The following is a 22,437-nucleotide window of genomic DNA, read 5'->3' as shown; positions in this document are numbered from 1 at the left end:
GGAGGATCGGGGGGTGCCCCAAAGCCTACCGACGGCCCCCGACGACACCGCGAACCTCGCCGACGTGCTCCCGAGTTGCCTGGTGGCGCTCGGTGCGGTCGACGACGCATGGGTGCGTGAGAACGGACTGGAGGCCCGGATCACCCTCCGTCCCGCCCGTTCCGCGGTCGTCGTCCTGGTGGACGGCCTGGGGGCCGGTGCGCTCGGCGCGCGTGCCGGGCACGCCCGGTTCCTGGCGGCCTCCCGGAAGCGCCTGCGGAGCGGGTTCCCCACGACGACCGCAGCCGCGCTGTCGACCCTGACGACCGGTCGGTCTCCCGGCACGCACGGCGTCGTCGGGTACAGCGGGTGGAACCCGGACACCGAGGTGGTCATGAACATGCTCGGCGGATGGGACGACGAGGTCCCGGCCGGCTGGCTCCGTTCGGCGACCCTCTTCACCGCGGCGTCCGAGGTCGGCGTGGACCCCGTCGTGGTCGGCCCAGCCCGCTACCGGTCGTCCGGGATGACGGCGAACGTGCTCGGCGGCGCGCGCTACGTCCCCGCCGACACGATCGCCCAGCGCGTCGACGCCGCGATCGCGGAGACCCTCGTCGGCAGGTCGCTCGTGTACCTCTACGTCCCGGAGCTCGACTCCATCGCCCACAAGCACGGGTGGCAGTCCGATCGATGGACCGCGTCGCTCGAGGCACTCGACGGGCAACTCGCACGACTGGGCGCACGCGTCGCGGCAGACGTCGGCATCGTCGTCACCGCGGACCACGGCATCCTCGACGTGCCGGAGGACTCGAACATCGCGATCGACCCCGACCTGCTCGTGGACGTCATCGGCGTCGCAGGGGACCCCCGCTGCCGGCAGCTCACCGTGGTGCCCGGCACCGACGTGTCGGCCCTCGTCGAGGCCTGGCGCACGAAGTACGGCAAGCGGGCGTACGTGGCCAGCAAGGACGAGGCGATCGCGGCGAACTGGTTCGGCGCCGTCGCCGACGAGGTCCGTCCGCGGATCGGCGACGTGGTCGTCGTCGCGCGCGGCTCGTGGGCGTTCAACGACGACCGCGAGCTCGACCCGCGGAAGGACCCGAAGCGGATGATCGGCCAGCACGGCGCGCTCACCGATGACGAGGTCGGCGTACCCCTGCGCCTCGCAGGGGCCTTCGCCGGATAGTCCGCTGGGGGAGGGGGCTAGTCCTCTTCCGGGCGGGTGCCGAACACGATCTCGTCCCAGCTGGGCATCGATCGGCGGTTGCGCTTCTTGCGCTCCTGCCGTCCCTCCGACTCCGGTGCCGATGACGGACGCTGGTCCGACTGCGGTGCGGTGTCCGACTGGTCCTCGAAGCCCTGCAGCGGGATGTCGACGACGCTGATCGACCCGCGCGACTCGTCCTGCTGCTGGTCGGCGAGCGACACCGACTCGCGCTCTCCGCGGCGACGGCGGAGCGCCTCGAGCAGGTCGGCGGTCTCGTTACCAGGTGCGCGTTCCTCGATCTGAGCCGCACCGATGCGGGGGAGGGGCGCCCGGAGCGGGGCACGCTCGGCGACCTCCGGGTTCGTGACGTCCTCGTCCGGCTCGTCGACACGGAACGCACCGGAGTCGAACCGGGTGCCGTCGGTGTCCTGCTGGTCGAACTCGACGGCGCGGAGCCGCGGTGCGAGCCCCTCGTCCTCGGTGTGCGACAGCCGATGCGCGTCGCCGTTGTCCGGCGTCAGCACGGAGGTCTTCGGGTCGAAGTGCCACTGGGCGTCGTGCTCGACCTCGGCGGCGGTGTAGCGGACCTGCACCTGCCAGCCGTTCTCCGCGTGCTTCCAGCTCGACCACGCGACCCCGGCGGCGTCGCCCGACTCGAGCCTGGCGGAGATCGCCTCGCCGAAGGTGTCCGGGGTCGTGTCGTCGACGGGCGTGACCGGGACGCGGTGCGCGGCGTCGAGGATGAACGCGCGCTCCGCGAGGACGGGGCCCTCGAAGCGGCGGACGTACTCGACGTCGACGTCGAGCGCCGCGGCGACCTCTGCTGCGTCGGCACCACCGCGGATGCGGGCCTGGACGTCCTTCGGGGACACGCGCTTCTGCGGCGTGCCGTCCGGGTTCGCCTGCCGGACCTGTCCCGCCAACGACGAGGTGACGGGCAACCGGAACTCGCTGCCGCCGTCGGTCGCGAGCAGGAGTGCCCCGGATTCCACCCCGATGACTCTCACGTCTTGCATGGTTCCGCCTTCCCAGCGTCGCGTACGGTCGTGCCTCGTACCCGGGAAGTATGCAGCGCGTCGGACCGGATTCCGGGGAGGCGCGCGCCGCGCGCCGTCATCGGATCGCGGATGTCGCCGAGCGTTTCGTGGCCAACGGGAATGGATCGGGCCAACGCCTGGTTGCACGGGCACGACGAGCCACCCGACGTTCAGTTTGCATCAGGGCGGCGCGTGTTGGATACTGTCGCCGCCGATCTCCGGCGACGACCTCTCGATACGAGAAATGGATGGGCATGGCCACCGATTACGACGCCCCCCGGAAGACCGACGACAACTCCGACTCGGAGTCGATCGAGGCCCTCAAGGAGCGCGTGCCCGACAAGATGTCGGGGGTCGTCGATGATGATTCCGACAACCCGGGCAGCTTCGAGCTGGCCGGTCAGGACCTCAGCGACGTCGACCTCGACGTCGTCGTGCTCCCCCCGCAGGTCGACGAGTTCACGTGCGTGGAGTGCTTCCTCGTGAAGCACCGTTCGCAGCTCGACCACGAGTCGAAGCTCGGCCCGGTCTGTGCGGAGTGCGCGGCGCTCTAGGCACACGCAGATGAGGACGGCCCGCATCCCCGATGGGATGCGGGCCGTTCGACGTTCGTGGGGCGGCCTCGCCCCGCGAGAGCGCAGATGCGGCGATGCCCGGCGGGGCCAGAGCGGCACTTCAGCGCACTCGATCGCGCGACAGGCCGCCGGACGTGCGGGCAGTCGGACGGGAGGCCCGTGGTGGCCTGGCACCGTGCCTCCAGTCCGGTGGCGGCGGCAGGACGAGTGCGCAGATATGGTGACGCGAGGTGGGAACGGAGGCCCGTTTCTGCGCACTCGATCTGGCGGGCGCGCCTCAGGACCGCAGTGCGGCGGCGACCTTCTGCGGGTTCCGCACGCTGACGAGCCAGTACGGCGTGGGGTCGGCGTCGTCCAGGACCTCGACCTTGACGACGCCCTTCACGTAGCCGCGGAAGAGCGTCCAGGCGCGCGCGTCGAGCTTCGGGCCGCGCTGCGTCGTCGCCTCGGCACCGGTGTAGCCGGCGACCTCGCCGACGAGCGGGCGGGGCAGGTGGGCGCGTCCTGCACGGAACTCGGTCTCCGTCACCTCGATCACGGGTGCGAGGACCCACAGGAGCACCAGGACGGCGACCTCCATGCACGCGGCGACGATGATGCCCGTCGCGATGTTGATCGGCAGGAAGACGAGCAGGTCCGCCGGGATGACGAGCGCCGTCGCCAGGTACAGGGTCGGTGGCGCCCAGAGGCGCTCGCGGTACAGGGTCACGACCCCATTCGATCACGACTCGGGGCAGGTCACGGAACGGTCACGGTCTGCACTACCCTCGACACGTGACCGAACCAGTCGACGTGCTCTGGACCGGGGAGAACACTCCCGGCCACGCCCACCCCGGTGATGCCGGTGCCGACCTCGTCTCGACCGAGGCGTTCGTGCTCGCGCCGGGCGAGCGACGCCTCGTGCCGACGGGGCTCTCGATCGCACTGCCCGAGGGGTACGCGGCGTTCGTCGTCCCGCGCAGTGGTCTCGCGGCGAAGCACGGCATCACGATCGTGAACTCACCGGGGACCGTCGACTCGGGCTACCGCGGCGAGATCAAGGTCTCACTGCTCAACACCGACGTCGCCGAGCCCTACGAGGTGCACGTCGGCGACCGCATCGCCCAGATGATCGTGATGCCCGTGCCGCGCGTGACGTTCTCGCGAGTGGACGAGCTCCCGGACAGCGTCCGTGGCCAGGGCGGCTTCGGCTCGTCGGGCTACGGTGTCACGAACCAGCAGGAAGGAACGCGAGCATGAGGATCGGCCGACGCAAGCGCGACGAGGTCGAGGTGGCCGCAGAGGTCGCCGCCGACGTCGAGGTCGCTGAGACGACACCCGAGGTCGAGCTCGCCGACGAGGCGGACTCGGGACTCGACGAGGTCGTGGAGTTCGCCCCGACGGGCAAGTCCGCTCCCGACGACCGCGAGGAAGCGGGTCCGCTCGACGAGACCGAGGCGAACCCGGTCCGGCCGTACGTGGACCTCGGCGGCGTGAAGATCCTGCCGCGCGAGGGCCTGCACCTCCGGCTCGAGGTCGAGGAGGGCTCGCAGCGCGTCGTCGCCGTCGGGCTCGACTACGACGAGTCCACGCTCCAGGTCCAGCCGTTCGCCGCGCCGCGGTCGACCGGTCTCTGGCACGAGATCCGCGCGCAGATCGCCGAGCAGATCGAGCGCCAGGGCGGCTCCGTGACCGAGGTCGACGGGCCGTTCGGCCCCGAGCTGCGCGCATCGGTGCCCGTCGTGGTGGACGGTGACGGCGGTGCCGCCGGCGCTCGTCCTGCGCGGTTCATCGGCGTCGACGGCCCCCGCTGGTTCCTCCGCGGCGTGATCGCGGGCAAGGCCGCCGAGCAGCCGGACGACGCCGAGGAGATCGAGGACCTGTTCCGCAGCGTCGTGGTGGTCCGCGGCACCACGCCGATGCCGCCGCGCGACCTGATCCCGCTGCACATGCCGAAGTCGACGCAGTCGGCCATCTGATCCGGAGCACCGTTGCCCGAGCAGCACGACGACCGTGACGACCGCTTCGCTGACGAGCGCGAGCAACCCCTGTCGCTGAACGCCCAGCTCCGCGACGCCGTCCGGAACGCCGGCATCGCGAAGGTGGCTCCCGGTGAGGCACCGTCCGGCAGGGCACTGATCGGCGCCGTCGGCGGTGCCAGGGGGCTCGCGGAATCGGTGCTGCCCGGGTTCGCGTTCCTCGTCGTGTACGCGATCACGAAGGAACTCGTCCCGAGCGTCGTGATCCCGGTGGTCGTCGGGCTCGTGTTCGTCGTCCTCCGACTGCTGCAGCGGCAGTCCCTCGCGATGTCGTTCGCCGGCATCCTCGGCGTCGCCGTCTCCGCCGGGCTCGCGCTCATCACGGGCAAGGCCGAGAGCAACTTCATCCCCGGCATCATCATCAACCTGGTCTGCCTGCTGGTGCTCCTCGTGACGCTGGCGATCCGGCGTCCGCTCATCGGGCTGATCGTCGGGCTGCTCGCCCAGGGCGAGGACGGCGGTCCGATGGACTGGCGTGCCGACCCCGCCAAGCGCCGGGTGCTCACCGTCGCCACGTGGATGTGGGTGGGGCTCTTCGCGCTCCGACTGGTCGTCGAGATCCCGCTGTACCTCGCCGCGCAGGTGGAACTCCTCGCGGCGATCAAGCTCATCACCGGTGTCCCGCTCTACGCCGCACTGCTCTGGGTGACCTGGCTGCTCGTCCGGACGGTCTTCCGGCACGACCAGCACGACGACGACGCGGCCACGGTGTAGAGTTATCTCGACATCGAGATAGTTTCCCCCGGGGCACCGCAGCGTCGGGGGTTTAGGTTTGCCTTGCTGGTGGGACGGTCCACGGCCCGCGAGGATGAGGGCAAACCGATCAGTAGGGAGGCGGCACGGTGGCTGCAGTCAATAGCTTCGGCTCGAAGGACACACTGTCGGTTGGGGGTGTCGACTACGCGATCCACCGGATCGACTCGGTCCCCGGTCACGAGAAGCTCCCGTACAGCCTGAAGGTGCTGCTCGAGAACCTCCTCCGCACCGAGGACGGCAAGAACGTCACGGCGGACCAGATCCGCTCGCTCGGCAACTGGCGCCCGGAGGCCGACCCGGACACCGAGATCCAGTTCTCGCCGGCGCGCGTCGTCATGCAGGACTTCACGGGCGTGCCGTGCATCGTCGACCTCGCCACCATGCGCGAGGCGATGGCCACGATCGGCGGCGACCCGAACAAGATCAACCCGCTGTCGCCGGCCGAGATGGTCATCGACCACTCCGTCATCGCCGACCTCTTCGGCCGCGAGGACGCACTCCAGCGCAACACCGACCTCGAGTACGAGCGGAACGGCGAGCGCTACCAGTTCCTCCGCTGGGGCCAGACCGCGTTCGAGGACTTCAAGGTCGTCCCGCCGGGAACCGGCATCGTCCACCAGGTCAACATCGAGTACCTGGCGAAGGTCACCTACACGCGTGACTTCGACGGCGAGACCTACGCCTACCCCGACACGCTCGTCGGTACCGACTCGCACACCACGATGGTCAACGGCCTGGGTGTGCTCGGCTGGGGCGTCGGCGGGATCGAGGCGGAAGCAGCGATGCTCGGCCAGCCCGTGTCGATGCTCATCCCGAAGGTCGTCGGCTTCAAGCTCTCGGGTGAGATCCCCGCGGGCGTGACCGCGACCGACGTGGTGCTGACCATCACGCAGGAGCTCCGCAAGCACGGTGTCGTCGGCAAGTTCGTCGAGTTCTACGGCGAGGGCGTCAGCGCCGTGCCGCTCGCGAACCGCGCCACGATCGGCAACATGTCGCCGGAGTTCGGCTCGACGGCGGCGATCTTCCCGGTCGACGACGTCACGCTCGACTACCTCCGTCTGACCGGCCGCGACGAGGCGCAGATCGCCCTCGTCGAGGCGTACTCCAAGGCGCAGGGCCTCTGGCACGACGCCTCCGTCGAGCCGAACTACTCCGAGTACATGGAGCTCGACCTCTCGACCGTCGTCCCCTCGATCTCCGGCCCGAAGCGCCCGCAGGACCGCATCGAGCTGTCGAAGGCGAAGGACCAGTTCGAGGTCGACCTCGCCACCTACACCGACCCGGCCGTGCAGACCGACCTGGACGACGCCGTCGAGGAGACCTTCCCGGCGTCCGACCCGATCGCCGCCGGATCGACGACGGAGGACACGACGACGCACGAGCACGTCTACGTCTCGAGCGCCCCGTCCACGGCGTCCCAGCCGACCAAGGTCGCGATGGACGGCGCCGACCCGTTCACGATCGACCACGGCGCCGTCGCGATCGCCGCGATCACCTCGTGCACGAACACGTCGAACCCGTCGGTCATGATGGCCGCCGGCATCCTCGCCCGGAACGCCGCGAACAAGGGCCTCACCGCGAAGCCGTGGGTCAAGACCACCCTCGCGCCCGGGTCGAAGGTCGTCACGGACTACTACGAGAAGGCCGGTCTCACGACCTACCTCGAGCAGCTCGGCTTCTACACGGTCGGCTACGGCTGCACCACCTGCATCGGCAACTCGGGCCCGCTGCCCGAGGAGATCTCGCAGGCCGTGCAGGACAACGACCTCGCCGTGACCGCGGTGCTCTCGGGCAACCGCAACTTCGAGGGCCGGATCAACCCCGACGTCAAGATGAACTACCTGGCGTCCCCGCCGCTGGTCATCGCGTACGCCCTCGCCGGGTCGATGCACTTCGACTTCGACAAGGACGCCCTCGGGCAGGACCAGGACGGCAACGACGTCTACCTGGCGGACATCTGGCCCGACACGGCCGAGGTCCAGCAGGTCATCGACGCCTCGATCGACACCGAGATGTTCACCCACGAGTACGGCTCCGTGTTCGAGGGCGACGACCGCTGGAAGAACCTGCCGACCCCGACGGGCGACACGTTCGAGTGGGACACCGAGTCGACCTACGTCCGGAAGCCCCCGTACTTCGAGGGCATGACGATGACGCCGGACGCCGTCTCCGACATCTCCGGCGCCCGCGTCCTCGCGAAGCTCGGCGACTCGGTCACGACCGACCACATCTCGCCAGCCGGTTCGATCAAGGCCGACAGCCCGGCCGGCAAGTACCTCGCCGAGCACGGTGTGGACCGCAAGGACTTCAACTCCTACGGCTCGCGCCGCGGCAACCACGAGGTCATGATCCGCGGCACGTTCGCGAACATCCGCCTGCGCAACCAGCTCCTCGACGGCGTGGAGGGTGGCTACACCCGTGACTTCACCACGCCCGACGGCGAGCAGTCGTTCATCTACGACGCGTCGCAGCACTACCAGGAGCAGGGCATCCCGCTCGTCGTGTTCGGCGGCAAGGAGTACGGCTCCGGCTCGTCGCGCGACTGGGCGGCGAAGGGCACGAACCTGCTCGGCGTCAAGGCCGTCATCACCGAGAGCTTCGAGCGCATCCACCGCTCGAACCTCATCGGCATGGGCGTCGTGCCACTGCAGTTCCCGGTCGGCGAGTCGATCGAGTCCCTCGGGCTCGACGGCACCGAGGTCGTCTCGATCTCGGGCCTCACGGAGCTGAACGAGGGCCGCACGCCGAAGACGGTCCACGTCACCGCGACGCCGAGCGAGCACTCGCCCGCCGGCAAGGAGACCGTGGAGTTCGACGCGGTCGTCCGCATCGACACCCCCGGTGAAGCCGACTACTACCGCAACGGTGGCATCCTGCAGTACGTGCTCCGCTCGCTCGTCTGAGCGAGGTGACCACAGGTCGCTGACGCGACCACACGACGGACTGGAGGCTCGGTGCGCGACCCGCACCGAGCCTCCAGTCCGTCTGCTGGTTGCGCGAATAGCATGGGGCCTTCGCCGCACGAAAGGAGCGCCCGTGAGTCTGCTCGCCAGCATCACGTCGCCGCGCGACCTGAAGCGTCTCTCCGACGCACAGATGACGGAACTGTCCGCCGAGATCCGGCGGTTCCTCGTCGCCGAGGTCGCGAAGACCGGTGGGCACCTCGGGCCGAACCTCGGCGTCGTCGAGCTGACGCTCGCGATGCACCGGGTCTTCGACTCGCCGAACGACCCGTTCGTGTTCGACACCGGCCACCAGTCGTACGTGCACAAGATCGTCACCGGGCGGCAGGACTTCTCGCACCTCCGGGAGCGCGGCGGCATCGCCGGCTACCCGCAGCGGAGCGAGTCGGAGCACGACATCGTGGAGTCCTCGCACGCGTCGTCGTCGCTCTCCTGGGCCGACGGGATCTCCCGGGCCTTCCGGCAGACCGGGCAGCACGACCGGACCGTCGTCGCCGTGGTCGGTGACGGTGCGCTCACCGGCGGGATGACGTGGGAGGCGCTCAACAACATCTCGGACGACAACGACCGCCGCCTGGTGATCGTGGTCAACGACAACGGCCGGTCGTACGCCCCGACGATCGGGGGCATGGCGCGCTACCTGAACTCCGTGCGAACCCGTCGCGAGTACCGCGCCCTGTACGAGAAGACCCAGGCGGCTGCGGCCCGCTTCGGTGCTCCGGGGCGTGCGGTGTACCGCGGGATGCGCGGCGGTCTGCACGGCTTCCTGTCGCGGCTGACGAACAACGAGGCCCTCTACTCGAACCTCGACATCAAGTACATCGGCCCGGTCAACGGACACGACCAGCAGGCCATGGAGAGCGCACTCCGGCAGGCCAAGGAGTACGGCGCCCCGGTCATCGTGCACGCGATCACCGAGAAGGGCCACGGCTTCGAGCCGGCGCTCCGTGACCAGGCGGACCAGTTCCACGCCGTCGGGCACATCGACCCGGAGACGGGGGAGTCGCTCGACACCGCATCGGGTCCGTCGTGGACCTCGGTGTTCGCGTCGTCGCTCGCCGACCTCGGCGACGAGGACCCGCGCATCGTGGCGATCACTGCGGCCATGCTCCGGCCGACCGGGTTGCACCTGTTCCAGCAGCGGCACCCCTCGCGGGTGATCGACGTCGGGATCGCCGAGCAGCACGCCGTCACCAGCGCCGCGGGGCTCGCGTACGGCGGACTGCACCCCGTGGTCGCGCTCTACGCCACGTTCCTCAACCGCGCGTTCGACCAGGTCCTGATGGACGTCGCGCTACACCGCGCCGGAGTGACGTTCGTGCTCGACCGCGCCGGAGTCACCGGTCCGGACGGGCCGTCGCACCACGGGATGTGGGACCTCGCACTGCTGCAGGTCGTCCCGGGGATCCGGATCGCGGCACCGCGTGACGCGGCGACCCTCCGCGAGGAGCTCCGCGAGGCGGTGGCGATCGACGACGCGCCGACGGTGCTCCGCTGGTCGAAGGGGCAGGTCGGGCCGGACATCCCCGCGGTGTCACGGCTGTCGGACGGCGTCGACGTGCTGCACGCCGCTGCTGCGTCGGAGGACGTGCTGATCGTGGCCGTCGGGTCGATGGTGCCCGTCGCGCTCGAAGCCGCCGCGTTGCTCGAGGCGCAGGGCATCGGCGTCACCGTGGTCGATCCCCGGTGGGTCGTGCCGATCCCGGCGTCCCTCATCGACCTCGCGCGCGACCACCGGCTCGTCATCACGATCGAGGACGGCGTCCGAGTCGGCGGTGTCGGGACGCGGCTGCGGCAGGACCTCCGCGCGGCTGGTGTCGACACCGGGGTGAACGAGCTCGGGCTGCCGGACGAGTTCATCGACCACGCCACCCGCACGCAGATCCTCAACGACGCCGGGCTCACGGCGCAGGCGATCGCCCGCGACGTCATCGACCAGGTCGTCGGGACGAAGCTGCCCCAGGCGAAGCCGGCGCGGTCGCGGGAGTCCGCCGAGCGCTGACGGCTCCGGGCGCCCGTCAGCCGGCCGCCTGGCCGCCGCACAACCAAAAGCACGTCGCACCACGGAATCGCGTGGTGCGACGTGCTTTTGGTTGTGCGAACCGCGCGGCCCGCGGGCGGCGCAGGCCGCGGGCGGCGCGGGCGGGGTCAGCGGGAGGCCGGGCCCACGATCAGCGGGTCGTGGAACGTGCCGCCGAAGACGCGCTCGGACGCACCGGAGCGGTCGAGGGACGGGCTGATCCCACCGGCCTGGAACGGGTACCCAGCGCCGAGGATCAGCCCGAGGTCGATCTCCTCGACGTGCTCGACCACACCGTCGGACAGCATGCGGTGCAGCTCGTCGGCGAGGGCGTCCTCGAAGCGCTGCTGCATCGTGCCTGCGTCCACGGCGTTCGCGTCCTTCTTCGCGGGTGCGACGAGCTTCACGGCAGCGGGGTCGTAGCCCGTCGCGTTGCCCTTCTTGTCCCGCGTCAGGATGTGTCCGAACTCGGCGATCCGCTTCAGTCCGTCGCCGGGGTAGAAGCGCTCCGGCCACGCAGCGTGGTGCGAGTCGAGCACGTGCGCACCGACCGGCAGGCCGACGAGCTCGAGCAGCTCGAACGGGGACATCGGCAGCCCGAGCGGTGCAGCACCCTCGGCGACGACCTCGAACGGCGTGCCCTCCTCGACGCCGCGCATGGCCTCGCCGAGGACGCGGGCGAGGACTCGGTTCACGACGAAGCCCGGTTGGTCGGCCGTGACGATCGCCGTCTTCTTGAGCGTCTTCGCGACGGCCAGCGCCGTGGCGACGGCCTCGTCCGAGGTCTGCGACGCGCGGACGACCTCGACCAGGGGCATCACGGCCACCGGGTTGAAGAAGTGGAACCCGACCAGGCGCTCCGGGTGTTCGAGCACGCTCGCCATGGACCCGACGGACAACGACGACGTGTTCGTGGCGAGGATCGCATCGGGGGCGATCACCTTCTCGATGGCGGCGAGCACGTCCTGCTTGACGGACATCTCCTCGAACACGGCCTCGATCACCCAGTCGGCGTCCGCGAACGCGTCGTACGACACCGAACCGCTGACGAGCGCGCTGATCCGGTTGGCGTCGTCCTGCGAGACCCGGCCCTTCGCCAGCAGCTCGTCGACGGAGGAGCGGATACGTGCGACGCCGGCGTCCACGCGCTCCTGCGAGACGTCGGTGATGACCACGGGGACGCCGAGACGGCGGGCGAAGAGCAGCGCGAACTGCGACGCCATGAGCCCGGCGCCGAGGACGCCGACCTTCGTGATCTTCTTCGGTTCGACGTCGGTCGGTGCGCCGACGGGCTTCTTCGCTCGCTTCTGCACGAGGTCGAACGCGTACATCGACGCCGCGAACTGGTCGCCCGAGATGAGGTCGGCGAGGGCGTCGTCCTCGCCGGCGAACCGCTCGTCGAGCGAGCCGGACTTCGCCGCAGCGACCAGGTCGAGCGCGCGGAACGGCGACTTCGGCACCGTGCCGATCTTCGACGCCACCTGGGAGCGGGCGACCTTGACGACCGTGCCCCACGCGGCCTTCTCGAGCACGCCGGGCTCGTTCTTCCTGACGACCTTCGTGGTGCCGGACACGACGCCGTCGATCCACGCCACGGCGGACGGCAGGAACGTCACCGACGGGATGAGCGCGTCGCCGATGCCGAGCTCCACCGCGGCGGGGCCGTCCATCAGCCGGTTGTTCTTCAACGGGTTCTCGACGATGACGCGGAGCGCCTTCTCCGGACCGATCAGGCGGGGGAGCAGCGTCGCGCCGCCCCAGCCGGGGATGATGCCGAGGAACACCTCGGGCAGGCCGATGCCCTGCGCCGCCGAGGAGAACGCGCGGTAGGTGCAGTGCAGTCCGATCTCGAGACCGCCGCCGAGCGCGATGCCGTTGATCAGGGCGAAGGACGGGACGCCGAGGTCGCCGAACTTCCGGAGCGTGGCGTGCCCGAGCGCCGCGAGGTCGTGGGCGACGTCCCGCGACGGCACGGACGCCGCCTGGGAGAGGTCCGCCCCTGCGGCGAAGCAGTACTCCTTGCCCGTGACGGCGACGGCCTGCACGGTGCCGGCGGCCGCCTCGGTCTTGAGCGTGTCGAGCACACCGGAGAGCTCGTGGAGGGTGCGCGGCCCGAGCGTCGACGGACGCTTGTAGTCCTTGCCGTTGTCGAGCGTGATGAGCCCGAGCGTGCCGCCGGACGGCAGCGCGACGTGCTTCAGGTACGAGTGCGTGACGACCTCGTCCTCGGAGAGGGCGAGCAGTCGGTCGTTGTCGACGAGGGTCATGGTCATGCCGCCTTCCGTGCCGCTGACTTGCTGAAGTGCGGGTTCTCCCAGATCACGGTTCCGCCCTGGCCGAGCCCGATGCACATCGTCGTGATGCCGTACTTGACGTCGGGACGCTCGGCGAACTGCGCCGCGAGCTGGGTCATCAGGCGGACGCCGCTCGATGCGAGCGGGTGCCCGACGGCGATCGCGCCGCCCCAGGCGTTCACGTTCGTGGCGTCCTGCGCGATGCCGTAGTTGTCGAGGAAGGCGAGCACCTGCACGGCGAACGCCTCGTTGATCTCGAACAGGCCGATGTCGTCGATCGACAGCCCGGCCTTGGCGAGTGCCTTGTCCGTCGCGGGGACAGGACCCACGCCCATCACCTCGGGGTCGACGCCCGCGAAGGCGAACGACACCATGCGCATCTTCGGCTCCAGCCCGAACTGCTTCGCGCCGGCGTCGGAGGCCAGGAGGCTCATCGTCGCGCCGTCGTTGAGACCCGCGGCGTTCCCTGCGGTGACCCGGCCGTGCGGTCGGAACGGGGTCTTCAGCGCCGCGAGTGCCTCGAGCGTCGTCCCCGGGCGGGGCGGCTCGTCGCTGGAGACGATGTCCCAGCCCTCGCCGGTGTTCACCTCGACGGGCACCAGGTCGGGCTGCAGCTTGCCGGCGGCCCACGCGGCGGCGTACCGCTGCTGGGACTGCACGGCGTAGGCGTCGGTGCGGTCCTTCGTGATCGCCGGGAACCGGTCGTGCAGTCGCTCGGCGGTCTTGCCCATCACCAGTGCGTCGGCGTTCACCATGCGCTCGGCGATGAACCGCGGGTTCGGGTCGGAGTTGAAGCCCATCGGGTGGCGTCCCATGTGCTCGACACCTCCGGCGATGGCGATGTCGGCCGCGCCGAACGCGATCGCGCCGGCGAGGGTCGTGACGCTCGTCATCGCGCCGGCGCACATGCGGTCGATGGCGTAGCCGGGCACGGACTTCGGCAGGCCGGCGAGCATGCCGACGGTGCGTCCGAGGGTGAGGCCCTGGTCGCCCTGCTGCGTCGTCGCAGCGACCGCCACGTCGTCGACGGCCGCGTGGTCGAGTGACGCGTTCCGATCGAGCAAACCCCGCATCGCGTGCACCGCGAGGTCGTCGGCGCGGGTCCGCCAGAACACCCCCTTCTCCCCGGCACGTCCGAACGGTGTCCGCACGCCGTCAACGAAGACGACGTCTGATGCCTTTGGCAAAGCTGGCCTCCAGAAGATCAACATCGATCGAGCCGGACGATCGGGTCGTCCCGCCCTGGTCGGGGCGCACCCCGACGACGCAACCGACGCTATGCCCCACGGCTGGGGAGACGCACCTCGGTTGGTCGGTTCCTACGACGAGGCAGGATCCTCGGTGGACGACTCCTGTCCGGCTGCGACAAAGGCGTCGGCGATCCGCGACGCGGACTCCTCGACCTGCCAGGGCCGTGCGTCGAGCGCGACGAGCGCCGCCGCGACCGCCTCGGCAGTGGCCGGTGTGGGCGGCTCCCACGCGATGGAGCGGAGGGTGTCCGGCGTGAGCAGGTTCTCGAGCGGCAGGTCGAGTTCCTCGGCGCGGGCGGTCATCGCGGCGCGGGCCGCCTTGTACCGGCGGTCGGCCTCCGGGTTGCGATCGGCCCACGCACGCGGCGGCGGGAGGGTCGGTTCCCCCTTGCCCCGGAGTCGCGGGAGGTCGTCGGTCGTCCGCCCGGCGTCGACCGCGGCCCACCAGCGGTCGAGCTCGGAGCGGCTGGCGCGGCCGGTGAACGCCTTCAGCGCGGCGAGGTCCTTGCGGGTCTCCGGAGCGGCCGCGGCAGCGGCGACGATCGCGGAGTCCGGGATCGTGCGACCCGGCGAGACGTCGGTCTCCTGCGCGAAGGCGTCACGGGCTTCCCACAGCGAGCGGGCGATCGCCAGGGCGCGCTGTCCACGGAGGGCGTGCATGCCGGACAGGCGGCGCCACGGCTCGGCACGCGGGGGCTTCGGCGCCCGGTGCAGGACCGCGTCGAATTCTTGCCGGGCGATCTCGGTCTTGCCGGACTCCTCGAGCTTCGCGGCGAGGGCGTCGCGGAGGTCGGGGAGCAGTTCGACGTCGAGCGCGGCGTAGACGAGCCAGGACTGCGGGAGCGGTCGGGTGGACCAGTCGGCCGCGGAGTGGGCCTTCGCGAGCGTGATGCCGAGGAGCTGCTCCACCACGGCGCCGAGGCCGACGCGGGGGAACCCGGCGATGCGGGCGCCGAGCTCGGTGTCGAAGATGCGCGACGGGTCGAGTCCGACCTCGCGGAGGCACGGCAGGTCCTGCGACGCGGCGTGGAAGAGCCACTCCTCGTCGACGATCGCGTCCTGCAGTTCCGGGAAGGAGCCGATCGCGATGGGGTCGAAGAGGAACGCGCCGGCGCCCCGGCGGAAGACCTGGATCAGGTAGGCGCGCTGCGAGTACTTGTAGCCGCTGGCGCGCTCGGCGTCGACGGCGACCGGGCCGTGACCGGACGCGATCGCGGCGACCGCGTCGAGGTAGTCCGCACGCGACTCGATGACCTTGACCGCGTCGTGTCCCTCCTCGAACGAGGGGACGACGGGGTTCGGTACGGGGTCAGTCACTTCGCGAGCCTCCTGGGGCCGAGCAGCGTCACGCCGTCGGACGACGGGGGCAGTCCTGCGAGCATGGCGACGATCTCCTCCCACGCCTCGACGTGCGCGACGAGGTCGGTGCCGTCGACGTCCGTGACGTGCGGGGTCCACGATGCCCGGAGCTCCAGCTGTGCGCCGTCGCCCTGGGCCGCGAGCTCGCCGTAGCCGCGGGAGATGATCTTGGTAGCGGTGCCCGAAGCGTGGTCGTACGCCGCGCCGTGCGCCTCGAGTGCGTCGACGAGCCAGCTCCAGGTGACGTCGGCGACGAACTCGTCGACGCCGATCTCCGGTTCGAGCGGGGCCTGCGCGAACGTCACGATGCGGAACGGCCCGTGCCAGCCCTCCGGTTCTGCGGGGTCGTACAGCGCGATGAACCGCCCGGTGCCGAGGTCGGAGTCGACCCCGTGTGCTGCCCCGGAGACGTCCGCCGCGAGGGCGATCGAGAACGGGGCCATGCGGCTGGGGGACGGGATCTCGGTGACCGTCGTCTCGGTGCGGGTCCCGCCCGATGACACGAACGCGCGGAGCTGCGCGAAGGCCTCGGGCTCTCGGGTTTCGGACACGAATGCAGACTAGGCTCCGGACCATGTCCCGTTCCGCGCGACCCGCCGATGAGCCGGTCCAGGACACCGCCAGGTCGGCCGGACTCCTCGCCCTCGGAGCCGGCATCGCGGCCGCCGCCGTCGGGACCGCGGTGGTCGGTGGCTTCGTCGCCGCGATCGCCCGGATGGTCGTCACCCCCGACCGCAAGCGCACCGAACGGGTGCCCATCGTGGCCGTCGACCCGGTCCGGAAGACCGTGACGCTGGAGCGGACGCCCGACACCGAGCTGCAGGGGCGCTACAGCCTCTGGTTCGGCGGCGGCACCGGGCACATGCGCGTCGGCGACGTCCTCGGGACCACCCCGACCACGGTCACCCGCAGCATCATCGCCGTCGACGCCGGCGACCCCACCAGTGCCCGTCGTGGCCGCTGGGGTGGCTGGTTCTACCTCACCCCAGGCGAGCTCGACGTCCCGGTGGAGGACATCGACGTCCCGACGCCGAACGGTCCGGCGCCTGCGTGGGTCGTCCGTGCCGACGACCCTGCCGCGCCGTGGGCGGTCCTCGTGCACGGTCGCGGCGTCACCCGCGCCGAGACCATCCGTGCCGTCCCGGTGTTCCGCGCCGCCGGCTACTCGGTCCTCCTCGCCTCGTGGCGGAACGACGGCGTCGCCCCGAAGAGCGTCGACGGTCGCTACGGTCTCGGGTCCACCGAGTGGGAGGACATCGACGCCGCGCTCCGCTGGGTCGACGGCCAGGGCGCGACGAGCGTCGTGCTGATGGGCTGGTCGATGGGTGGCGCGGTCGTCCTGCAGACACTGCTGCGGTCGTCGTTCGCGCGGCTCGTCGACGGCGTCGTGCTGGAGTCGGCCGTGGTCGACTGGCACGCGGTCCTCAAGTCGCAGAGCCAGGCGATGCGGCTGCCGCGCGTGGTCCGGAAGGTCGCCCAGCGCGTGCTGCGGACGCCGGTCCTGCACCGGCTCGCCGGCCTGCGGCACCCGGTCGACCTCCGGGAGCTCGACATGGTCGCGCGGGCGGACGAGCTCACCGTCCCGATCCTGCTGCTGCACAGCGACGACGACGGCTTCGTCCCGTCGTCCGCCTCGCACGCCCTCGCGCAGGCGCGGCCGGACCTGGTCCGGCTCGAGGTCGCGCACGTCGCGCGGCACACCAAGCTCTGGAACCACGACGCCGACTGGTTCGACGCCCGCATCCTCGCGTGGCTCACCGAGGTGGTCCGGCCGCAGAACGCGACCACCGCCCGGTAGTCGGCCCGAGACGGACGGGAGGCCCGGTGCCAGCTGGCACCGGGCCTCCCGTCCGCGCTCGCTCGCGTTCAGCGCACCGCCACCAGCGCGCGCACCTGGCGCTGCACCCGGCCGAGCATGCCGACCATGCCGCGGATCCGCAGCGGGCTGACCGCCTCGGACAGGCCCAGCGTCAGCGGGTAGTCGGACGGCACCGCGAGCACCTGCTGGGCCGTCAGGCCGGACAGGCCCTGCGCGAGGATCGAGGCGAACCCGCGGGTCGTCGGCGCCTCGCGCGGTGCGGTCGCGTGCATGCGGACGATGTCAGGTGCGTCGCCGTCCTCACCCACGGTGACCGTGATGAAGACGGGGGACTGGCACTCCTCGACGCGCTCGAGCTCGTCCTCGTGTCCTCGGAGTCGCTCGGGCAGCGCCGGGAGCTCGTTCGAGAACTCGAGGAGCAGCTGCAGCCGGTCGGCCTGGGACAGTTCGAGGAAGTCGTCGCGGATCTCGGCGAGGGCGCGGGGGAGTGTGGGTTCCGGGAGTTCGGTGCTCATCGGTTCGGAAGGGTACCCGGCTCCGCGCCCTGGACGATGGGCACGCGCACCGCGCTGCCCCACTCCGTCCAGGAGCCGTCGTAGTTGCGGACGTTCTCGTGCCCGAGCAGGTACCGCAGCACGAACCAGGTGTGGCTCGACCGCTCGCCGATGCGGCAGTAGGCGATCACCTCGTCGTCGGCGCCGATGCCGGCGCCGTCGCGGTACACGGCGTCGAGGTCGTCACGGCGCTTGAACGTGCCGTCCGGAGCCGCGGCGGTCGCCCACGGGATGTTCACCGCGGTCGGGATGTGCCCGCCGCGCAGGGCGCCCTCCTCCGGGTAGTCGGGTGCGGTCGTCCGCTCGCCGCTGTACTCCGGTGCGCTGCGGACGTCGACGAGCGGCTTGCCGAGGTGGTCGAGGACGTCCTCCTTGAAGGCGCGGACCACGGTGTCGTCGCGCTCGACGACCGGGTACTCGACCGGTGCGACCTCGGTGCGGTCGGTCGTGAGTGCACGGTCCTCGGCGATCCACTTCGCGCGGCCGCCGTCGAGGAGCCGGACGTCCTCGTGGCCGAACAGCTCGAAGACCCAGAGGGCGTACGCGGCCCACCAGTTGTTCTTGTCGCCGTAGACCACGACGGTGGTGTCGCGGCCGATGCCCTTGCCGCCGACGAGCCTGGCGAACGCCTCGCCGTCGATGTAGTCGCGCTGCACCGGGTCGTTGAGGTCGGTGTGCCAGTCGATCTTCACCGCGCCGGGGATGTGCCCCGTCTCGTAGAGCAGCACGTCCTCGTCGGACTCGACGACCACGAGGTCCTGCGTACCGGCGTCGAGCTGTTCCTGCAGCCATGCCGTCGACACGAGTCGTTCGGGGTGGGCGTAGGCGCGGAACTCGGCGGACGGGTCGACCGGTGCGGTCATCGTGGTTACCTCCTGGGTGCGGTGGCGCCGGACTAGGATCGGTGCTCGGCGTCGGGAGCAACGGTACGCGGACGTACCTCGTCCCCGATGCAACGTGACACCGCACGACACGCTTCCCGGAAGGCACTGCATGCCCCAGCACCTGGTCGACCGCGACCCATCGGTCTCCCCACAGCAGATGGCCGCGGCGCTGGTGCCCCCACCCCAGTTCACGGACGCGTCGTTCGCGTCGTACCGCCCCGACCCGGACTACCCGTCGCAGGCAGCGGTCCGCGACGCGGTCGAGTCGTTCGTCGCGACCCGACCGGAGCCGGCGAAGCGTGGGCTGTTCGGACGCCGACGCGCTGCGGCGACGGACACCGCGCCGAAGTCGGGCGTGTACCTCGACGGCGGGTTCGGTGTCGGCAAGACCCACCTGCTCGCCGCCGCCTACCACGCGGAACCCGGCCGGAAGACGTTCGGCACGTTCATCGAGTACACCGCGCTGGTCGGTGCGCTCGGGTTCCAGGGCACGGTCGACCTGCTCCGCGGGACCTCGCTGGTGTGCATCGACGAGTTCGAGCTCGACGACCCTGGTGACACCATGGTCATGACGCGGCTCATCAAGGAGCTGACGGAGTCCGGCACGCGGTTCGCCGCCACGTCGAACACGCCACCGGGGGCCCTCGGCGAGGGGCGCTTCGCCGCACAGGACTTCCTCCGCGAGATCCAGGCGATGTCGGACCGCTTCGAGACGATGCGGATCGACGGCCTCGACTACCGCAGACGCGCGGTCGACGAGTCCGCCGCGGTCGTGTCCGACGTGTCGTCGTCGTTGCCGTCGTCCGGCGAGGTCACGCTCGACGACTTCCGCGCCGTCGTGGCGCACCTGGCGTCCGTGCACCCGTCGAAGTACGTCGCGCTCGTGGACGGGCTCGACGCGGTCGGCCTCACCGACGTCGCGGCGTTCACCGACCAGACCGACGCGCTCCGCTGGGTCGCGCTCGTCGACCGGCTGTACGACGCCCAGGTGCGGATCGTCGCGTCGGGGACGCCGCTCGACGCCGTGTACCCCTCGTCGATGCTCGACGGCGGGTACCGCAAGAAGTACCTGCGTGCCGCGAGCCGCGTGGTGGCCCTGACCCGCGCCGTGGACTGAGCCACCCGCTCACCAGAACGACCGCAACGGGGCCGCGCCGGGCCTCCAGGGCGGGTTGCGCGACGCCTGTCGGGCACCGTCCGGACGGACTGCGCGAACTCCTGGCCCCCGTCCAGGGGGTCGAGAGGCCCCGGTAACACGACGTTTACAAAGCAACCCGTCGCGTTACACCCGCGAAACACATCGTGCTCCCTCGCGAAACGTCACCTCGCCAGACTCTGTCCTACCCGAGGCGGACACGTCGGTGCCCCGATGCACAGCAAGCACCGCCGACGTGGTGACCGCACTGCAATCGAGAGGTGAGACATGCTTGATCAAGGCAACACGACCTTCGTGTTGGTGATGGCAGCGCTGGTGTTGTTCATGACACCCGGCCTGGCGTTCTTCTACGGCGGACTGGTGAAGGCCAAGTCCGTCATCAGCATGATGATGATGTCCTTCGGGGCGATCGCACTGGTGAGCGTCCTCTGGGTCGTCTACGGCTACGCGATCGCCTTCGCCAACCACGGTGACGGTACCGCGGTCTCCGGCGTGGTCGGCTTCTTCAGCATCGACTGGAACCAGATCGGCCTCGGGCAGGCGTTCGAGGAGGCCAAGGCCTCGACGATCCACGCCGCGTACCCCTCGATGGCGTTCGTCGGCTTCCAGGCCACGTTCGCGATCATCACCGTCGCCCTCATCTCCGGCGCGATCGCCGACCGTGCCAAGTTCGGCGCGTGGATGGTCTTCGCCGGCGTCTGGGTCACGGTCGTCTACTTCCCCGTCGCCTCGTGGGTCTTCAACCTCACCTCCGGTTGGGCCGCCACGTGGGGCGTCATCGACTTCGCCGGTGGGACCGCGGTGCACATCAACGCCGGTGCGGCGGGTCTCGCGCTGGCGATCGTCCTCGGCAAGCGTGTCGGGTTCGCCAAGGGCGCGCACAAGCCGCACAACCCGCCCTTCGTCCTCCTCGGTGCCGCGATCCTCTGGTTCGGCTGGTTCGGCTTCAACGCCGGGTCCGAGGGCGCTGCTGACGGCATCGCCGCGATCGCCTGGGTGAACACCCTCGCCGCCCCGGCCGCCGCCATCCTCGGTTGGCTCCTCGTCGAGAAGCTCAAGGACGGCAAGGCCACGTCGATCGGTGCCGCATCGGGCGCCGTCACCGGTCTCGTCGCGATCACCCCGGCATGTGCAGCGCTGACCCCCGGCTGGGGCATCCTGCTCGGCTTCATCGCCGGCATCATCTGCTGCTTTGCGATCGACTGGAAGTACCGTCTCGGCTTCGACGACTCGCTCGACGTCGTCGGTGTGCACCTGGTCGGCGGCATCGTCGGCACGCTGTACCTCGGCTTCTTCGCCAACGACACCGGCCTCATCTACTCGGGCTCGTTCGCGCAGCTCGGCAAGCAGGCCGCTGCCGCCGGAGCGGTCGGTGCGTACTCGTTCGTCCTGGCCTTCATCATCGGTTGGATCATCGAGAAGACGATGGGCTTCCGCGTGAAGACCGAGGACGAGGTCGCCGGCATCGACACGGCCGTCCACGGCGAAGAGGGCTACGTCCTCTACGAGGAGCGCGACGAGACCCCGGTCTCCGTGCGCTAGCTCGACCCTCTCGAACGACGGCCCCGCGTCCGCGCGGGGGCCGTCGTCGTGCGTGGGGGTGCGGGTGGGGTGGGGTGCGGGTGCGGGTGTGCATGGGGGTGCGTGCGGGTGTTTGTCGACTCGGAACGACTTCGTCGCTGTCGTACGACAGCGGCGTTGTCGTCCGTTCACACCCGCGGATGACGGCGTGTGCAAGGAGCGACACGGTCGTCGTCGTACGACAGCGACTTCGTCGTTCCGAGTCGGTCGGCGCGCGGTGCGGGCGGGCGGCGCGCGGTGCGGGCGGGCGCCAGCGCGTGCTGTGGGAGGGTGGCAGCATGACGACGACGTCGATGCTGACCAACCTCCGCGAGGTCGGGGGATCTGGGTTCCAGGACGGCCGCGCGCGCCGGGTGTACCGCGCGAACACCGAGCCGGACCTCCCCGCGAGTGTGTACCCGACCGGGGTCGCCGTGGTGGACCTGCGACGGGACGACGAGATCGCGCGGGTCCCGCATCCCCTCGCGAGCGATCCTGGCTATCGCGGCGTGCCGCTCTTCGACCCGTCCACCGTCGAGTCAGGGGCGGACGCCGTGCAGCTCGAGGAGCAGTACGTCGACTGGCTGACCCGGCACAGCACGGGGATCGCAGACGCACTCCGGGCGATCGCCGACGCCGACGGAGACGTGCTGGTCTGCTGTTCAGCGGGGAAGGACCGCACCGGAGTCATCAGCGCCCTGCTGGCCCGGCTGTGGGGAGCGTCCGTGGACCGCGTCGGCGAGGACTACGCAGCGAGCGCGGACGGCCTCGCGGAGCGGTTCGCCGCCGAACGCGCGGTGAGCACCGACCCCGAGGCGACTGCCGTAGCGCAGCGCTGTGTTCCGGAGGTCATGACGACGGTCATCGGGCACCTGGAGCGGCGCTGGGGCAGCGTCGAGGACTACCTGCGGTGGATCGGGCTGACGGACGACGAGATCCGCGCGCTCTGAACGCGACCACATGACGGGAGGTTCGGTGCGCGTCCGACGTGCACCGAGCCTCCCGT

The 22,437-nt window shown here is 70.6% G+C and carries 19 protein-coding genes; 11 read left to right on the top strand and 8 right to left on the bottom strand.

The window, feature by feature from the left end; genetic code table 11:
* Nucleotides 1–13: 13 nt before the first annotated feature.
* On the top strand, nucleotides 14–1,165 hold the full coding sequence (locus tag ACEN9V_RS02825) for an alkaline phosphatase family protein (RefSeq protein WP_413602051.1): 1,152 nt from the start codon (nucleotides 14–16) through the stop codon (nucleotides 1,163–1,165).
* Nucleotides 1,166–1,182: 17 nt separating this feature from the next.
* Here the strand turns inward: ACEN9V_RS02825 and sepH are convergent, their stop codons facing one another.
* Nucleotides 1,183–2,202: a septation protein SepH gene (sepH, locus tag ACEN9V_RS02820; RefSeq protein ID WP_413602050.1), complete on the bottom strand. Its 1,020-nt coding sequence runs from the start codon at nucleotides 2,200–2,202 to the stop codon at nucleotides 1,183–1,185.
* Between the two features lie 275 nt (nucleotides 2,203–2,477).
* On the opposite strand from sepH, the gene ACEN9V_RS02815 reads away from it, so the two are divergent.
* Entirely contained in the window at nucleotides 2,478–2,777 is a 300-nt protein-coding gene (locus ACEN9V_RS02815; RefSeq protein WP_031263038.1) for a DUF4193 domain-containing protein, read from the top strand.
* Nucleotides 2,778–3,075: 298 nt separating this feature from the next.
* On the opposite strand, the gene ACEN9V_RS02810 is transcribed toward ACEN9V_RS02815, so the two are convergent.
* A complete protein-coding gene (locus ACEN9V_RS02810; RefSeq protein WP_413602049.1) occupies nucleotides 3,076–3,507 on the bottom strand; it encodes a DUF3093 domain-containing protein in 432 nt (143 codons plus the stop codon).
* Between the two features lie 65 nt (nucleotides 3,508–3,572).
* Between ACEN9V_RS02810 and dut the strand changes: the two genes are divergently transcribed.
* The 5 genes from dut (at nucleotide 3,573) to dxs (ending at nucleotide 10,537) form a co-directional block, all read left to right on the top strand.
* Nucleotides 3,573–4,037 carry a dUTP diphosphatase gene (gene dut / locus ACEN9V_RS02805; protein WP_413602048.1) on the top strand — a complete coding sequence of 155 codons (465 nt, stop codon included), beginning with the start codon at nucleotides 3,573–3,575 and terminating at the stop codon, nucleotides 4,035–4,037.
* Complete coding sequence (locus ACEN9V_RS02800) at nucleotides 4,034–4,756, top strand: DUF3710 domain-containing protein (RefSeq protein ID WP_413602047.1); 723 nt, start codon at nucleotides 4,034–4,036, stop codon at nucleotides 4,754–4,756. The genes dut and ACEN9V_RS02800 overlap by 4 nt, the downstream gene beginning before the upstream one ends.
* Nucleotides 4,757–4,768: 12 nt before the next feature.
* Nucleotides 4,769–5,530, top strand: coding sequence for a DUF3159 domain-containing protein (locus tag ACEN9V_RS02795; protein ID WP_413602046.1), 762 nt, complete (start codon nucleotides 4,769–4,771; stop codon nucleotides 5,528–5,530).
* Between the two features lie 128 nt (nucleotides 5,531–5,658).
* The gene (gene acnA / locus ACEN9V_RS02790) at nucleotides 5,659–8,475 is read left to right on the top strand and encodes an aconitate hydratase AcnA (protein WP_413602045.1); all 2,817 of its coding nucleotides are present in this window, start codon (nucleotides 5,659–5,661) and stop codon (nucleotides 8,473–8,475) included.
* 133 nt (nucleotides 8,476–8,608) lie between these two features.
* A complete protein-coding gene (gene dxs, locus ACEN9V_RS02785) occupies nucleotides 8,609–10,537 on the top strand; it encodes a 1-deoxy-D-xylulose-5-phosphate synthase (protein ID WP_413602044.1) in 1,929 nt (642 codons plus the stop codon).
* Between the two features lie 146 nt (nucleotides 10,538–10,683).
* Here the strand turns inward: dxs and ACEN9V_RS02780 are convergent, their stop codons facing one another.
* The 4 genes from ACEN9V_RS02780 to ACEN9V_RS02765 form a co-directional block, all read right to left on the bottom strand.
* Complete coding sequence (locus tag ACEN9V_RS02780; RefSeq protein WP_413602043.1) at nucleotides 10,684–12,828, bottom strand: 3-hydroxyacyl-CoA dehydrogenase NAD-binding domain-containing protein; 2,145 nt, start codon at nucleotides 12,826–12,828, stop codon at nucleotides 10,684–10,686.
* Nucleotides 12,825–14,060: a thiolase family protein gene (locus ACEN9V_RS02775; protein WP_402728604.1), complete on the bottom strand. Its 1,236-nt coding sequence runs from the start codon at nucleotides 14,058–14,060 to the stop codon at nucleotides 12,825–12,827. The genes ACEN9V_RS02780 and ACEN9V_RS02775 overlap by 4 nt, the downstream gene beginning before the upstream one ends.
* Nucleotides 14,061–14,168: 108 nt before the next feature.
* Nucleotides 14,169–15,416, bottom strand: coding sequence for an HRDC domain-containing protein (locus ACEN9V_RS02770; protein WP_413602042.1), 1,248 nt, complete (start codon nucleotides 15,414–15,416; stop codon nucleotides 14,169–14,171).
* The gene (locus tag ACEN9V_RS02765; RefSeq protein WP_402728606.1) at nucleotides 15,413–16,009 is read right to left on the bottom strand and encodes a DUF3000 domain-containing protein; all 597 of its coding nucleotides are present in this window, start codon (nucleotides 16,007–16,009) and stop codon (nucleotides 15,413–15,415) included. Before ACEN9V_RS02765 ends, ACEN9V_RS02770 begins: the two co-directional genes overlap by 4 nt.
* Before the next feature lie 23 nt (nucleotides 16,010–16,032).
* Between ACEN9V_RS02765 and ACEN9V_RS02760 the strand changes: the two genes are divergently transcribed.
* Nucleotides 16,033–17,256: an alpha/beta fold hydrolase gene (locus ACEN9V_RS02760; protein WP_413602041.1), complete on the top strand. Its 1,224-nt coding sequence runs from the start codon at nucleotides 16,033–16,035 to the stop codon at nucleotides 17,254–17,256.
* A gap of 68 nt (nucleotides 17,257–17,324) precedes the next feature.
* Here ACEN9V_RS02760 and ACEN9V_RS02755 read toward each other — a convergent pair whose 3' ends face one another.
* Both ACEN9V_RS02755 and ACEN9V_RS02750 read right to left on the bottom strand, forming a co-directional pair.
* Nucleotides 17,325–17,792 (bottom strand): SufE family protein, encoded by a 468-nt coding sequence (locus ACEN9V_RS02755; protein WP_413602040.1) that lies wholly within the window; start codon nucleotides 17,790–17,792, stop codon nucleotides 17,325–17,327.
* Nucleotides 17,789–18,694 carry a sulfurtransferase gene (locus tag ACEN9V_RS02750; protein ID WP_413602039.1) on the bottom strand — a complete coding sequence of 302 codons (906 nt, stop codon included), beginning with the start codon at nucleotides 18,692–18,694 and terminating at the stop codon, nucleotides 17,789–17,791. Before ACEN9V_RS02750 ends, ACEN9V_RS02755 begins: the two co-directional genes overlap by 4 nt.
* Nucleotides 18,695–18,824: 130 nt before the next feature.
* Between ACEN9V_RS02750 and zapE the strand changes: the two genes are divergently transcribed.
* From zapE to ACEN9V_RS02735, 3 genes are all read left to right on the top strand, one after another.
* Nucleotides 18,825–19,832 (top strand): cell division protein ZapE, encoded by a 1,008-nt coding sequence (gene zapE, locus ACEN9V_RS02745; RefSeq protein ID WP_413602038.1) that lies wholly within the window; start codon nucleotides 18,825–18,827, stop codon nucleotides 19,830–19,832.
* Nucleotides 19,833–20,138: 306 nt separating this feature from the next.
* Nucleotides 20,139–21,413 (top strand): ammonium transporter, encoded by a 1,275-nt coding sequence (locus ACEN9V_RS02740; RefSeq protein WP_402728611.1) that lies wholly within the window; start codon nucleotides 20,139–20,141, stop codon nucleotides 21,411–21,413.
* Between the two features lie 317 nt (nucleotides 21,414–21,730).
* Nucleotides 21,731–22,381, top strand: a complete 651-nt coding sequence (locus tag ACEN9V_RS02735; RefSeq protein ID WP_413602037.1) for a tyrosine-protein phosphatase — start codon at nucleotides 21,731–21,733, stop codon at nucleotides 22,379–22,381.
* Nucleotides 22,382–22,437 lie beyond the last annotated feature (56 nt).

The organism is Curtobacterium sp. Curtsp57, from assembly GCF_047324335.1.
In the GTDB taxonomy this organism is placed as follows: Bacteria; Actinomycetota; Actinomycetes; order Actinomycetales; family Microbacteriaceae; genus Curtobacterium.
Note: the sequence above shows the minus strand (reverse complement) of the source record. Positions and strands in the feature narration are given on the sequence as shown.

Bases quoted from the DNA above. Each gene is read 5' to 3' on its own strand.
- ACEN9V_RS02760 (WP_413602041.1), top strand. From the start codon at position 16,033: ATGTCCCGTTCCGCGCGACCCGCCGATGAGCCGGTCCAGGACACCGCC.
- ACEN9V_RS02755 (WP_413602040.1), bottom strand. From the start codon at position 17,792: ATGAGCACCGAACTCCCGGAACCCACACTCCCCCGCGCCCTCGCCGAG.
- ACEN9V_RS02735 (WP_413602037.1), top strand. From the start codon at position 21,731: ATGACGACGACGTCGATGCTGACCAACCTCCGCGAGGTCGGGGGATCT.
- ACEN9V_RS02740 (WP_402728611.1), top strand. From the start codon at position 20,139: ATGCTTGATCAAGGCAACACGACCTTCGTGTTGGTGATGGCAGCGCTG.
- ACEN9V_RS02800 (WP_413602047.1), top strand. From the start codon at position 4,034: ATGAGGATCGGCCGACGCAAGCGCGACGAGGTCGAGGTGGCCGCAGAG.
- zapE (WP_413602038.1), top strand. From the start codon at position 18,825: ATGCCCCAGCACCTGGTCGACCGCGACCCATCGGTCTCCCCACAGCAG.
- ACEN9V_RS02775 (WP_402728604.1), bottom strand. From the start codon at position 14,060: ATGTTGATCTTCTGGAGGCCAGCTTTGCCAAAGGCATCAGACGTCGTC.
- ACEN9V_RS02780 (WP_413602043.1), bottom strand. From the start codon at position 12,828: ATGACCATGACCCTCGTCGACAACGACCGACTGCTCGCCCTCTCCGAG.
- ACEN9V_RS02750 (WP_413602039.1), bottom strand. From the start codon at position 18,694: ATGACCGCACCGGTCGACCCGTCCGCCGAGTTCCGCGCCTACGCCCAC.
- sepH (WP_413602050.1), bottom strand. From the start codon at position 2,202: ATGCAAGACGTGAGAGTCATCGGGGTGGAATCCGGGGCACTCCTGCTC.
- ACEN9V_RS02815 (WP_031263038.1), top strand. From the start codon at position 2,478: ATGGCCACCGATTACGACGCCCCCCGGAAGACCGACGACAACTCCGAC.